12 protein-coding genes are annotated in these 14,058 nt (G+C 62.6%); 7 read left to right on the top strand and 5 right to left on the bottom strand.

Annotation, left to right across the window (positions count from 1 at the left end; translation table 11 throughout):
* Positions 1-151: 151 nt before the first annotated feature.
* Positions 152-1,225, bottom strand: coding sequence for an FAD:protein FMN transferase (locus G7047_RS01940; RefSeq protein WP_166300222.1), 1,074 nt, complete (start codon positions 1,223-1,225; stop codon positions 152-154).
* A gap of 15 nt (positions 1,226-1,240) precedes the next feature.
* Positions 1,241-1,630, bottom strand: a complete 390-nt coding sequence (locus G7047_RS01935; RefSeq protein WP_166300220.1) for a cytochrome c5 family protein — start codon at positions 1,628-1,630, stop codon at positions 1,241-1,243.
* Positions 1,631-1,836: 206 nt separating this feature from the next.
* On the opposite strand from G7047_RS01935, the gene G7047_RS01930 reads away from it, so the two are divergent.
* The 7 genes from G7047_RS01930 to G7047_RS01900 all read left to right on the top strand — a co-directional run bounded on the left by G7047_RS01930 (position 1,837) and on the right by G7047_RS01900 (position 10,501).
* Complete coding sequence (locus tag G7047_RS01930) at positions 1,837-2,259, top strand: DUF2946 family protein (RefSeq protein ID WP_166300218.1); 423 nt, start codon at positions 1,837-1,839, stop codon at positions 2,257-2,259.
* Positions 2,256-4,193, top strand: a complete 1,938-nt coding sequence (gene nosZ / locus G7047_RS01925; protein WP_166300216.1) for a TAT-dependent nitrous-oxide reductase — start codon at positions 2,256-2,258, stop codon at positions 4,191-4,193. The genes G7047_RS01930 and nosZ overlap by 4 nt, the downstream gene beginning before the upstream one ends.
* 72 nt (positions 4,194-4,265) lie before the next feature.
* Entirely contained in the window at positions 4,266-6,899 is a 2,634-nt protein-coding gene (locus G7047_RS01920; RefSeq protein ID WP_166300214.1) for a 4Fe-4S binding protein, read from the top strand.
* Positions 6,896-8,185, top strand: a complete 1,290-nt coding sequence (locus G7047_RS01915; RefSeq protein ID WP_166300212.1) for a nitrous oxide reductase family maturation protein NosD — start codon at positions 6,896-6,898, stop codon at positions 8,183-8,185. Before G7047_RS01920 ends, G7047_RS01915 begins: the two co-directional genes overlap by 4 nt.
* Positions 8,186-8,201: 16 nt before the next feature.
* The gene (locus G7047_RS01910; RefSeq protein ID WP_166300210.1) at positions 8,202-9,113 is read left to right on the top strand and encodes an ABC transporter ATP-binding protein; all 912 of its coding nucleotides are present in this window, start codon (positions 8,202-8,204) and stop codon (positions 9,111-9,113) included.
* Positions 9,114-9,143: 30 nt separating this feature from the next.
* Positions 9,144-9,959: an ABC transporter permease gene (locus G7047_RS01905; protein ID WP_166300208.1), complete on the top strand. Its 816-nt coding sequence runs from the start codon at positions 9,144-9,146 to the stop codon at positions 9,957-9,959.
* Positions 9,959-10,501: a nitrous oxide reductase accessory protein NosL gene (locus tag G7047_RS01900; protein WP_166311812.1), complete on the top strand. Its 543-nt coding sequence runs from the start codon at positions 9,959-9,961 to the stop codon at positions 10,499-10,501. The genes G7047_RS01905 and G7047_RS01900 overlap by 1 nt, the downstream gene beginning before the upstream one ends.
* A 60-nt stretch (positions 10,502-10,561) precedes the next feature.
* Here G7047_RS01900 and G7047_RS01895 read toward each other — a convergent pair whose 3' ends face one another.
* The 3 genes from G7047_RS01895 to dcd form a co-directional block, all read right to left on the bottom strand.
* Positions 10,562-12,049 carry a DEAD/DEAH box helicase gene (locus G7047_RS01895; RefSeq protein ID WP_166300206.1) on the bottom strand — a complete coding sequence of 496 codons (1,488 nt, stop codon included), beginning with the start codon at positions 12,047-12,049 and terminating at the stop codon, positions 10,562-10,564.
* 114 nt (positions 12,050-12,163) lie between these two features.
* On the bottom strand, positions 12,164-13,045 hold the full coding sequence (locus G7047_RS01890; protein WP_166300204.1) for a neutral zinc metallopeptidase: 882 nt from the start codon (positions 13,043-13,045) through the stop codon (positions 12,164-12,166).
* Positions 13,046-13,413: 368 nt separating this feature from the next.
* Positions 13,414-13,980, bottom strand: a complete 567-nt coding sequence (gene dcd / locus G7047_RS01885; protein WP_166300202.1) for a dCTP deaminase — start codon at positions 13,978-13,980, stop codon at positions 13,414-13,416.
* Positions 13,981-14,058: the final 78 nt, after the last annotated feature.

Below are 14,058 nucleotides of genomic sequence, written 5' to 3'. Positions count from 1 at the left end.
AGCTCCCTGAGGTGCTTCGCGTCTTTCCCCCGCTCTCGAATTACTACGCAAATCGGCAGGAGAACGCAGCCGTCGCTGCGGGGCGAACCTTACTCTGCTGCCCTCGTCTGGGACGCTCCAGCTTCATGCGCCGCAGGCAACTCACTTGCGACTATGCCGCCTCCGATGCAAGCCGCGTTCGCATGCCGCTCGACAGCCAATGTGACCCGTCGCTCAACCCCGCCATCACATCAACGGCATGATGATGCGCGCCGAACTCCTTCAACGCCGACGGGCCGCCCACCATCAGCGCAGCGCCCCAGCCGTTGACCTCCTCCACCCGCTCGGCTCTGAGCGCCACACCGTGCACGCCCTGCACCGGCCAGCCGGTGTGCGGATCGAGGACATGGTGCAACCTTTGACCATTGCGCATGAACGCTCTTTCGTAGTCGCCCGACGAGGCCACGATACCGCGCCCGACAAGTGACAGACGGCCGAGCAATCGCTGCGGCGCATTCGGATCGCGCACACCCACACGCCAAGGCTCGCCATGGTTGGTTCCTGAAATCAGCACATCGCCACCGCCGTTGATCAGTGCATCGCCCAGACCCGCACGCTGCAGGCTCGCGAGACCCGCCTGCAGAATCGGCAGCTTGGCGACGCCGCCCAGATCAAGCGCCATGCCTTCGCGACGCAGAAACGCGGTGCCGGCGAGCGGCTCCAGCACCAGATCGCGCATGTTGACCAATGCGATCTCGCGCGCCACTTCGGCATCGGATGGCACATGCTCCTTGCCGGGCTCAAAGCTCCAGCCACGCACCGCACCGATGGTGATGTCAAGCGCGCCGCCGGTCTGCTCATGCAGCCGCTTGGCCTGCTGCAACACCGCCATCACCTCGGGCGACACACGGGTCGGCGTGCTTCCCGCAAATGCCGCGACGCGGCTTATCTCACTGTCACTGCGGTAGCGGCTCATCTGTTGCTCAAGGCCCTGCATGCGCGCGATGGCCGCATCGATGGCCTCGAACAGCGAAGACAGCTCTGCCGCGTTTCGAGCAGGCACCATCACATCAACGCGCGTGCCCATCAGCACCCGGCTGCGTTTGGCGAGGCGTACCTTGGACTGTGACTCTGCATCCGCAGCCAATGCCCAGTAGGGCAATGCACCGAGCAAGGGCAGCGCCAGCACCATCCGCCTGCGCGCGTTGGTCGACAAGTCAGCGTGCGCGCGATCCTGTGTCGTCATGAGGCCTCCATCCGATTACTTCGACAGACCGACCATGTGGTCCACGGCCGCCTTCACGTCATCGTCCGACATGGTCGGCGCACCGCCGCGCGCGGGCATGGCACCCTTGCTGCCGTTGAAGCCTTCGATGGCGTGCTTGTAGAGCGTGTCCGCACCTTGCGCGATGCGCGGGCCCCAGTCTGCCTTGTCACCGATCTTGGGAGCACCCGCCACGCCGGAGCCATGGCACAGCGCGCAGGTCTTGTTGTAGGCGCTCTTTCCGAGCACGTTCTCGGGTGCGGCCGGCGCGGCTGCGGGGGCTGCCGCTGGTGCCGACGCGGGGGCCTGCGGAGCCTCGTTCTTGCCGCAGGCGGCCAGCGCCAGAACCAATGCCAACGATGCCAATTTGAATGTCGTGGAGCTCATCTCTCTATTCCCTTCCTTGTTTGAAAACCTGTCCGGTTGCCGCGATGCGAGAGCCTGAATCCAACCCTCTCTGCCTTCAACTCCAACAACCGTGCAACTAGTGTGATCCGTTTTACCTATTGGTAAATTGATCTGTCTTAAGGAAAAAAAACGGTCGCGATGTGACGATTCATTACCCGCTCAAGACGGGATATGAAGTCACAGAAATGCTTAGCCACTTACACCACACGATCCTCCAGAGCCTGCGCCGATGGCGCGTCGGCGTGGTCGTCTGGTTGATGCTCGGCATGGGCGCAGCCTTCGCTTCGCCGCTGCTCAATCCTTCGCGCCTCGAGGTGGTCTGCGGCACCCATGGCAAGGCCAAGCTCGTCGTGCACGACGACAATGGTGTCGGCAGTAAGGCCCGCCCCGCGAGCGTTCACGGCATGGACTGCACGCTGTGCGCCGCACACTCGATGACACCAGGCTCCATCGACAAGCCGGTCGAGTTTCCCGTCAAAAATTTCAATGCATCGGTCACACCACAGCTGGTGTTCCCCATCGCACCGACCGCAGCGCCGCCGCCCGCGCGAGCACCCCCTTCACGTGTTTCCCTTTTCTTTCAACAGTCCTCAGAGAGGCCGATATGAGCCAGGAAAAAACAGATCTGCACAACGACAACTCCGGTATGGGCCGTCGCAGATTCATCAACACCGCCGCGCTGGCGGGGCTTGCAGTAGGCGCCGTGGCCTGCAATGACAACAAGGCCGCAGCACCCAGCGCGGCAGGCCCGGCAACAGCGCCCGCACCGGTTCCTGCCGCGCATGCCGGAGCGAACGTGCACCTCAAGCCCGGTGAGCTCGACACCTACTACGGCCTCTGGAGCGGTGGCCACACCGGCGACATGCGGGTGCTCGGTCTGCCATCGGGTCGCGAGCTGCTGCGCATTCCGTGTTTCGTGCCCGATGCGCTCGTCGGCTGGGGCATCACGAATGAATCCAAGGCCATCATGGGCACCAAGGCCGATGGTCATCTGAAGTATTTCGTGGGTGACACGCACCACACGCACGCCTCGTACAAGGACGGCAACTACGACGGCCGCTATGCGTGGATCAACGACAAGATCAACTCGCGCGTGGCCCGCATCCGTCTCGACTATTTCGTCTGCGACAAGATCACCGAACTGCCCAACGTGCAGGGCTTCCACGGCATCTTCCCGGACAAGGCCGACCCGGTCGATCCGGCGATCAACTACACCACGCGCGTGTTCTGCGGGGGCGAGTTCGCAATTCCACTGCCCAACAACGGAACCGATGCCAACAAGCCCGAGAAGTACCGCTCGCTGTTCAGCTGCGTCGATGCGGAGACCATGGAAGTGCGCTGGCAGGTGCTGCTGGATGGCAACTGCGATCTGGTCGCCACGTCGTATGACGGCAAACTCGCTGCCACCAACCAGTACAACACCGAGAACGGCATTCACTACGAGGACATGATGTCCGCAGAGCGCGACGCATGTTCGTTCTTTCACATCGGCCGCATCGAAGAGGCTGTGAAGGCGGGCAAGTTCAAGACCTTCGGCAACTCCAAGGTGCCCGTGGTTGACGGAACGCATGAAGCCAACAAGGATCCCAAGACCGCGCTCGTCGCCTACGTGAGCGTTCCCAAGAACCCGCACGGCGTGAACGCCACTCCCGACGCGAAGTACTTCATCTGCGCGGGCAAGCTCTCACCCACCGCCACGGTGATCGAACTCGCCAAGGTGCTCGACTGGTTCGACGGCAAGCTCGAGAAGCTCGACAGCGCCATCGTCGCGGAAGTCGAACTCGGCCTCGGTCCGCTGCACACCGCTTTCGACGGACGCGGTAACGCGTTCACCACGCTGTTCCTCGACAGCCAGGTCGTGAAGTGGAATGTGGACGCCGCGATCAAGTTCCACGCGGGCGACAAGAACGCCAAGTATGTGGTCGACCGCCTCGACGTGCACTACCAGCCGGGCCACATCAACGGATCGCAATCCGAGACGCGCGCGGCGGACGGCAAGTTCATCGCCGTGGGCTGCAAGTTCTCCAAGGACCGCTTCCTGCCCGTGGGACCGCTGCACCCCGAGAACGAACAGCTCATCGACATCTCCGGCGAGAAGATGGTGCTGCTGGCCGACCACCCGGTGCGCGGCGAACCGCACGACTTCATCATCTTCAAGCGCGACCTGCTCAAGCCCAAGCAGGTCTATGCGCTCGACGATTCGCCAATTGCCATCAAGGACCCCAAGGAGTCTGGCGTGTTCCGCAATGGCAAGAAGGTCACGGTGAAGCTCACCTCGCAGGCACCCGCGTTCAGCATGCGCGAGTTCACCGTGAAGAAGGGCGACGAAGTGACGCTGATCCTGACCAATCTGGACAAGGTCGAAGACCTGACCCACGGGTTCGCGATCCCCAAATACAACGTCAACTTCATCGTCAATCCGCTGGAGACCAAGTCGGTGACCTTCATCGCCGACCAGCCCGGCGTGTTCTGGGCGTACTGCACGCACTTCTGCCACGCACTGCACCTTGAAATGCGCACGCGCATGATCGTCGAGGCCTAAGCGGTAAACAAAGCAGGTGTCGGGAATGCCGACCGGCACCTGCAACCTCGACCTGCAAATTCGGATAGAACCATGTTGTTGCCCAGGCGAATTCTCCGCTCCCTCTGGACCCTGCTCCTCCTCTCCCTCTGGCTCGCGGCGGCTCCGTCCGTGCACGCAGGCAGCGGTGCCTACGAAGCCGAACTTCCCGCCGACGTCCACACCAACAAGGACATGTGCTCGCTGCTGCCGTGCAAGGACGTGTTCCCCGGCGCTGCGCATTTCTCCGAACGCAAGGGCCAGCCGCCCTACGTCGAGGCCTACGACAACGACACTTCAGCCAAGAAGCTGCTCGGCTACGTCATGCTCTCCACCGACATCACGGACACGCCCGCCTACTCCGGCAAGCCCGTGGTGACGCTGATCGGCATGGACGCCAGCGGCCATTTCGTCGGCGTCAAAGTGCTCAAGCACTCCGAACCCATTCTGCTGCTTGGCATTCCCGAGTCGGCACTGATCAACTTCAACAACCAATACCTCGGCAAGTCGGTCGCTGAACGCATCGAGGTTGGCCCATCGCGCCCCGACGAGGGCGTGGTCGGCCTCGACGCGATTTCCGGTGCGACGGTCACCGTCATCGCGCAGAACCAGGTGGTGCTGATGTCCGGTGCCGCCGTCGCGCGCCAGGCCGGCATCATCGCGCCCATCGTGCGCGATCCGGCGCGTTTCAACACGCTGGGCCAGAAGTTCAACTGGCAGCAGCTCATCGACATGGGCGCAGTCAAGCGCCTCGTCGTCAAACCCGAACAGGTGGACCTGCCGCGCGATGCCACGCCCTTCATCGACCTGTGGTTTGGCGATCTGAACCAGCCCGACATCGGCCGCAGCCTGCTCGGCGAAAACGGCTTTGCGAGCCTGCAATCGCGCATCCAATCCGGCGAGAGCGCCTTCTTCATCGTGCGTACTGACGGCGCAGAATCGTTCAAGGGATCGGGCTTCGTGCGCGGCGGCATCTACGACCGCGTGCAGGTCAAGCAGGGACCGGACTCATTCACCTTCCGCGACCTCGACGCGTTCAATCTCTACGGGCTCGAGGCAGAAGGCGCTCCGCGCTACACAGAGTCTTCGATCTTCGTGATCCGCTCGTCCTCGTTCTCCGCAGCCCATCCCTGGAAGCTCGCCTTCCTCGGCAACCGCGTGGATCGCGCGACTGGCCACCGCAGCTTTGCGGTGTTCGAATCAAAATACTGGATGCCGGCCCAATTGCTGGACGGCGGCCGCCCCAAGATCGAAGAGCCCGACGCGCCGTGGGTGCGTGTTTGGAAGACTCAAGGGCTGAAGATCGCCCTCTTCGCCGTGCTGCTCGTGGCGCTCACCATCGTCTATGCGCTGCGCGAAAAACTCACGCGCCTGTCCAACCACAAGAACAAGTGGCCGGTGAACGCGTTCAAGTATTTCTTCTGGGCTGCGAGCATTGTGTTCGTCGGCTTCGGCGCGATGGCACAGCCCTCCATCACCCAGGTACTGACCTGGTTCCACTCGGTCTTGTTCCAGTGGACCTGGACACTGTTCCTCACCGATCCGTTCATCTTCCTGTTCTGGATCTTCATCATCGCCACCGTGTTCCTGTTCGGGCGCGGCCTGTTCTGCGGCTGGATCTGCCCGTTCGGCTCACTCTCCGAGGCGCTCTACAAGGTGGCGCGCGTGCTCGGTCTCAAGCGCTTTCAGTTCCAGTTGCCGCAGGTCTGGCATGACCGGCTCAAGTGGCTCAAGTACGTCATCTTCTTCGGCCTGCTTGCGGTGTCCATGTTCGACATGACACTGGCCGAAAAACTCGCCGAGGTCGAACCCTTCAAGACCACCTTCCTCGTCGGCATCACCAACCGCGCATGGCCTTACGGGCTGTTTGTCTGCACGCTGCTGGGTCTGTCGCTGTTCATCGAACGGCCGTTCTGCAAATACCTCTGCCCGCTCGGCGCATCGCTCGCGATTCCCAGCACCTTCCGCTGGTTTGGCTTGAAACGCAAGCAGGACTGCAACAGTTGCAAGGCCTGCGCCGTGGGCTGCGGCGCGCAGGCGATTGACGCCACCGGTCGCATCGACCACCGCGAGTGCCTGCACTGCCTCGACTGCATGGTGCTCTACACCGACGTGAAGGGCTGCCCGCCCCTCGCCAAGGAGCGCAAGCGTCGCGAAAAGGAAGGCCTGCCGCTCACGCCCATCGGCAAGAACGGCTACTTCATTCCCATCGTGCCCGAAGCCAAATGGCAGGAGCAGATCAGCGCCAAGGCCCTCGACGGACCGGACCCGCGCATGCCCACCAATGCTGAGCACGTGAGCGCGTTGAACGAGACCACCGGCATCCGCCATGTCGTGATGGAAGTGCTGGAACACATCAACCCATGGAGCGCCACCGGCTGGGCCCGCCATCGCCTGTTGAGCATGCTGGCCGTGCCCTGCCTGATCGCGGTGATGGCTGCCTGGGTGCTGCTTGCGATAGGCCAGATCTCGACCACCGTGATCATCGTCGCGTGGTTTGTCTGGAGTGTGATCGAGGTGCTGCTGCGCCTTGCCGGTCGCCGCTATGTGAAGGACGGCGCATGGTGGTTGAGCCGCTACCGCTACGCCAACCTCATGGACATGCTGGCCTATGTCGCGTTCAAGAACCTGCTGATCGGCGCGGCCCTGCTGATCGCGCTGCGTGCGGTGAACTGGACGGTCGCATGAGAAAGTCAGACAAGGTTCCCCGTGCAGCCAAGGCATTGTGGAGCGGCCTGCTGCTTGCGTTCAGCAGTGCGAGCTGGGCCGCCACGCTGAGCGTCAAGCCCGGCGAGGACATCGCCGCAGCCGTGCAGGCCGCCAAGGCCGGTGACGTGATCGAGGTCGCGCGCGGGCAGTACCGCGTCAACCTCGTGATCGACAAACCGCTCACGCTGCGCGGCATCGACCGCCCCACACTGAGCGGCGGCAACACCGGCGACACCATCCGCGTGACCGCGCCCGACGTGGTGATCGAAGGGCTGATCGTGCGCGACTCGGGCGACAGCCTCAAGGACCAGAACGCGGGCATCTATCTCTGGCCCGGTGCGCACCGCGCCATCGTGCGCCACTGCGATCTGACCTACAACCTGTTCGGGCTGTGGATCGAGAAGGCCAACGACGTGCTTATCGAGCACAACCGCATCACCGGCAAGCGCGACTACGCCTCGTCGCAGCGCGGCAATGGCGTTCAGCTCTACAACACCAAGGGCGCGCGCATCCTTCACAACGACATCAGCTTCGTGCGCGACGCGCTGTATGTGGACGTCTCGCACCATGCGGAGTTTCGCAGCAACAAGCTACACCACAGCCGCTACGGAACGCACTACATGAACTCCTACTACAACCTGTGGGAGGACAACGACACCTACTACAACCGGGGCGGCCTCGCGCTCATGGAGGTGCGCAACCAGATCGTGCGCAACAACCGCGCCTGGGGCAACTCCGACCACGGCATCATGCTGCGCACGTTGCAGGACGCGGTGATCGAGAACAACGTGGTCGCAGGAAACAACCGCGGCTTCTTCATCTACGACGTCGAGTACATCAAGCTCACCGGCAACCTCGTGGTCGACAACGTCGTCGGCGTGCACCTCTCGGCTGGCTCGACCCGCAACGAGGTCGAGCGCAACGACTTCATCGGCAACCGCGAGCAGGTGCGCTATGTGGGCTCGCGCGACGAGCGCTGGGGCGTGAAGGACGGCAACCACTGGAGCAACTACCTCGGTTGGGACCGCGACGGCGACCGGCTCGGCGACGTGCCCTACGAGGCCAACGACATGGTGGACAGCCTCACCTGGCGCTACCCCGGCATCAAACTGCTGCTCGCTAGCCCCGCCATTCAGGCGCTCAAGCTCGTGAGCCAGCAATTCCCGATTCTTCGCATGCCCTCGGTGGTCGATCCCCACCCGCGCATGCAGCCCGGCAACACACAATGGAGAGATTGGCTTGGCAAGCATTTCAACGGGCAATGAGCCCCCCGCAGGCGGCATGGCATCACCTGCAATCGCCATCCGTGCGGTAAGCAAGCAGTTCGGCGACTTCACCGCCGTGCGCGAGGTGAGTCTCGACATCGCAAAGGGAGAAATCTTCGGCCTCATCGGCCACAACGGCGCGGGCAAGAGCACGCTGTTCAAGATGATGCTCGGACTGATTCCGCTGACCGCTGGCAGCATCCGCATCTCAGGCCAGGACATCATCGGACCCGAGGCCCGCAACGTGCGCCGCCACATCGGCTATCTGCCCGAGAACGTGGTGCTCTACGACAACCTCGACGGTCTGGAAACGCTGAAATTCTTCGCGCGCTTGAAGAACGCTCCGCAGTCGCAGTGCGCAGCGATTCTCGAGAAGGTCGGTCTCGCACACGCAGGCAAACGCCCCGTGCGTGCCTATTCCAAGGGCATGCGCCAGCGGCTCGGATTCGCGCAGGCGCTGCTCGGCTCGCCGCGCGTGCTGTTTCTCGACGAGCCCACCAACGGCCTCGACCCCAAGGCCATCCGCGAGTTCTATACAACGTTGCGCGAGCTGCAATCGACCGGCGTCACTGTCGTCATCACCTCGCACATCCTCGCCGAGATGCAGGAGCGCGTGGACCGCCTCGCCATCCTGACGGCGGGCGAGATCCAGGCGCTCGGCACCGTGCAGGAACTGCGCGACCAGTTGCACATGCCAATCACCTTTGAGATCGATCTGGTGGTGCAGGACGCGGGCAATGTGGCAGCGCAGCTCAGGCAGGCCACCGGCTTCGACGCACAGGCCACCGACTATGGCCTGCGCCTGCAGTGCGACCGCTCATACAAGCTCGCAGTGCTCGGTGTGCTGACCGCGCAGGGCAGCGCCGTCACCGATATCCGCATGCGCATGCCGTCGCTGGAAGACGTGTTCTTCGGTCTCAGTGAATGACAACGACAACAACAAGAAGATAGGACGCACATGCAGCTTCAACCCATACTGACCGTGGCCACCAAGGAGTTCCGCGACCGCATCCGCAATCGCTGGGTGCTCGCCGTGGCTCTGGTGTTTGCCGTGTTCTCGCTCGTGATCGCCTATTTCGGCGGCGCGCAGCAGGGCGTGGTGGGCTTTCGCTCCATCGAGATCACCATCGCCAGCCTTGTGAGTCTGGTGATCTATCTGATCCCGCTGATCGCGCTGCTGCTCGGCTTCGATGCCATCGTCGGCGAGCGCGAGCGCGGCTCGCTCGACCTGCTGCTGTCGATGCCGATCACCCGGCTTGAACTGCTGCTGGGCAAATACCTCGGCCTTGCTACCGCGCTGACCGCGTCGATGGTCGGCGGCTTCGGGGTGGTGATGGCACTGTTCTTCGGCAAGATTGGCGCGCGCGGGCTGTTCCACTTCGCGGGTTTCATGTTCAGCTCGGTGCTGCTCGGGCTCGCGTTTCTGAGCATCGCAGTGCTGCTGTCGGTGATCGCCCGCGACCGCACCCGTGCCTCGGGTCTGGCCATCGCCGCATGGTTCTTCTTCGTGCTGGTGTTCGATCTGTTGATGCTGGGCCTCTTGGTCGGCACGGGCGGCAGCATCGGCGGCGATGCCTTCACCTGGCTGCTGCTGCTCAACCCGGCGGACGTGTTCCGCATCCTCAACGTCTTTTCGCTCGACGACGTGCGCACGCTCTACGGCCTCGCCAGCATCGTGCCACCGGCCCTCGGCAACCCGTTCGCCATGGGCGCGGTGATGCTGGTATGGATCGTCACCCCGCTCTTGCTTGCTCAATGGAGATTCAAATCATGATGACCGCCTACAGCACTCTCACTGTTCGCCTTCTCGCCGCTGCAGCCCTTGCTGCATCGGCCCTGACGCTGACCGCCTGCGGTGACGATTCAAAGTCCGTGCAGGCCTTGGGGCCGGTGGAAATCGACCGCTCCACCAGTTGCTCGCTCGATGGCATGCTGCTCGCCGACTACCCCGGCCCCAAGGCACAGGTCCTCTACGCCGATCAACCCAAGCCCGCATTTTTCTGCGACACCATGGAGCTGATCAACCAACTGCACGCGGGCGAGCAGGTGCGCGCCGTCAAGGGAGCCTATGTGCAGGACATGGGCAAAGCCGACTGGAATCAGCCCCAAGGGAATTGGATCGATGCGAAGACCGCGCTCTACGTGGTCGGCAGCAAGCGCCACGGCTCGATGGGCCCTACGATTGCGAGCTTTGCGCAGGAGGTTGATGCCGCGCGCTTCGTGCAGGAGTATGGCGGCAAGCTTATGAAGTTCGGGGAGATCAAGCCGGGCATGGCCGACCTGAGTGGGGGGGCGCTGCACGACACGCGCATGTGATTTCGGTGCAGCAAGGCAGCTCGGCCCATCGATCAGGCCCGCTGCCAATGACGGTTTGCGTCAGTCCGCCATTGCCGCTGGAGCAGGCGCTGGCCTGAACAGTGCGGCAATCTTGCGCTTGGTCTTGATGTTGGAGGACACCCCTCCGCGCGCGGGTTGCGCCTTGGTGGCCGTTTCCCAAGTTGCGGGCTCGGCCTTTGGTGCGCTTGCCTCGTAAGGCTTGTCAAAGAACGGGTCCTGCGGCTGCCGATAGCCCCCGCGACCGCCGCCCTCACCGCGGTAACCGCGAGAAGAAGAGCCCGAAGCACCGAACGAGGACGAGGACGAGGATGCTGGCGAGCGGGAATCGCTATCGTCACCACCCCAGGCACGACGCCCGTCGTTGAAGCGACCACGTGGACGCTCGTCGTCAAGCTCGAGGGCTTCAACGTCGATCTTCTTCTTGATGAGCTTCTCGATGTCGCCGACCAATCGCGAATCATGCGGAGTCACCAGCGTCACGGCCAAGCCAGACGCGCCCGCGCGACCGGTACGGCCGATGCGGTGCACATAGTCTTCGGCGTTGAACGGCACGTCGTAATTGAACACGGCAGGCACATCTTTGATGTCAAGACCGCGCGCAGCCACGTCGGTGCAGCACAGCAGGTTGACTTCGCCGCTCTTGAAGGCTTCGAGGGCCTTCAGGCGCTCGTCCTGGCTCTTGTCGCCGTGCAGCGCTGTGGCCTTCAGGCCATCACGCTCCAGCGCACGCGTGAGGCGCGCACAACCGAGCTTGCTGTTCACGAAGATGAATGCTTGATTGAGCTTGCGGTCCTTGAGCACCTGCTTGATCGCGCGGCGCTTGTCGTCGTCGGTGGACGCGTAAAAGCGCTGCTCCACCGTGGAAGCCGTCTCGTTGGGACGCGCCACCTCGATGGTGACCGGGTCCTGCAGGTAACTGCCGGCGAGGCGCTTGATCTCGGGCGAGAACGTGGCCGAGAACAGCAGCGTCGTGCGGGTCTTGGGCAGGTAGGACAGGATGCGCTGCAGATCGGGCAGGAAGCCGATGTCCAGCATGCGGTCCGCCTCATCGAGCACCACGTACTCGACCTGGTTGAGCACCACGTTCTTGGCTTCGATGTGGTCCAGCAGACGACCCGGGGTTGCCACCAGCACTTCGACGCCCTTCTTGAGCTCGGCGGTCTGTGGCTTCATGTCCATGCCGCCGAACACCACCGTGCTGCGCAGCTTGGTGTACTTGGCGTACATCGCCACCTGCTGTGCCACCTGGTCGGCCAGCTCACGGGTAGGCAACAGCACCAGCGCGCGCACCGGGTGGCGGGCCGGGGAAACCGAACTGGTTTCATGCTTCATGAGACGCTGAAGCAGCGGCAGCGAGAATGCTGCCGTCTTGCCGGTGCCGGTCTGGGCGGCACCCATCACGTCCTGGCCCGCGAGGACAACAGGGATCGCCTGCTCCTGAATGGGCGTCATGAACTCGTAGCCCATGTCGGCTACGGCACGCTTGAGCGGTTCTGCAAGCGCGAGGGAAGAATAGGCTTGTGTCATTAAGCCTCTATTGTCGCACTTTGGCGCAATTCACGGGTTTTCCACATGCCAAGCCCTGCCAAATCTCTGGCAAGAGGCCAGCGAAACACCCGTTTTCTGCACCCAAAGTCACGATCACAAGGACTGTGTGTTGAAGGTATCGCAAGACTGGACGCTACCCGTCTTGAGGCCGGTACTGAACCAGCGCACGCGTTGTGCACTCGATCCATGGGTGAAACCGTCCGGGCGCACCGTGCCCGTCTGTTCACGTTGCAACTTGTCGTCGCCGATCGATTGGGCCGCGTTGATCGCGGATTCAATATCGCTCTGATCCAGCCAGTTCTTGGCCTGCTGCGAATGGTTGGCCCACACGCCGGCATAGCAGTCGGCCTGCAGTTCCAGACGCACGGACAGCGCATTCTGGTCACGCTGGCTCACGCGGCCACGCATGCTGTCCACCTTTTCGGTGGTGCCAAGCAGGGTCTGCACATGGTGACCCACTTCGTGAGCGACCACATAGGCACGGGCAAAGTCACCCGGCGCGCCGAGCTGGCGGCTCATGGTGTCGAAGAAACCCATATCCAGATAGACCTTCTGGTCACCCGGGCAGTAGAACGGACCCATGGCCGACTGGCCCGTGCCGCAGGCAGTGGGAACCGCGCCACGGAACAGCACCAGCTTGGGCTCACGGTATTGCGCGCCGCCTTGCTGGAAAATCTTGGTCCAGACATCTTCCGTCGATGCGAGCACAGTGGAAACAAACTTGGCCTGCGAGTCATCCGCCGGCGGCGCCTTTGCCGGGCCTTGCTGCTGCTGCACCTGAGGCTGGCCACCACCAGAGAGCATGCCGATGGTCGTGAGCGGGTTAATGCCGAAGACACCCCAGCCGATCAGCGCGATCACCACCGTGCCAATGCCGATGGAGCGCCCGCCGATCATTCCGCCGCCGCCACCCCCCCCGCCCTCGCCACGGCGGTCTTCCACATTGCTGGATTCGCGATTGCCTTCCCATCTCATTGTCGTATCTCCGGTTTGAACTGTGCTTGCTGTCGTGGGTGCAGGATGTTACGCCGAGAAAGCCCAGCGTGCAGCGCAAAAAGCTGTTGCCTCAAAGAAACGCGATTGCCATCGTGGGAGTTGACAATAATTTGCCTCACCCCAGTCGTAGGACGCCCCCGCAATCTAAAAACAAAAAGAAAACGGAACGGAACACTGTCCCCGCCCGCCGGAGCGGGTCCCCGAAGCGCAGCGGGCCTCCGAACCACCAACCCCAACGCCAAGACAGCCCCTCAGGCTAGGCGTAAAGCCGCAGACAGTATGCCGCGGCAAGGCTTCGCAACGACGCATGAGGGGCTGTATTGGCGCCCCCAAACGACCAACAAAACTCAAGCCTTGGGTAAAGTCACGCCGACTTGGCCTTGGTACTTGCCGCCACGATCTTTGTAGCTGACTTCGCAAACCTCATCGCTCTCAAAGAACAACACCTGTGCGCAGCCTTCGCCTGCGTAGATCCGTGCGGGCAGCGGCGTCGTATTGCTGAACTCCAGCGTCACATAGCCTTCCCACTCCGGCTCAAACGGCGTCACGTTGACGATGATGCCGCAGCGCGCATAGGTGCTCTTGCCAAGGCAGATGGTCAGCACGTTGCGTGGAATGCGGAAATATTCGACCGTGCGCGCCAGCGCGAAGCTGTTGGGCGGGATGATGCAGGAATCGCCGTGGAAATCGACAAAGCTCTTCTCGTCGAAGTTCTTGGGATCGACCACGGTGCTGTGGATGTTGGTGAACACCTTGAATTCCGGCGCGCAGCGGATGTCGTAGCCGTAGCTGCTGGTGCCGTAGCTGATGATCTTGCGGCCATCCACCTGGCGGACCTGCCCCGGCTCGAACGGCTCGATCATGCCTTCGTTTTCAGCCATGCGGCGGATCCATTTATCGCTCTTGATGGACATCCCAATTTCTCCAGTCACAACAGTATGCAGCGCAGCCGGACAACCCGGCGCACTACTAAAAATATAGCGTATTGCGTA

The sequence above is a fragment of the Diaphorobacter sp. HDW4A genome (assembly GCF_011305995.1).
Lineage (GTDB): Bacteria > Pseudomonadota > Gammaproteobacteria > Burkholderiales > Burkholderiaceae_C > Diaphorobacter_A.
The sequence above is the reverse complement of the archived record's forward strand: the minus strand, read 5'-3'. Positions and strand labels throughout refer to the sequence as shown.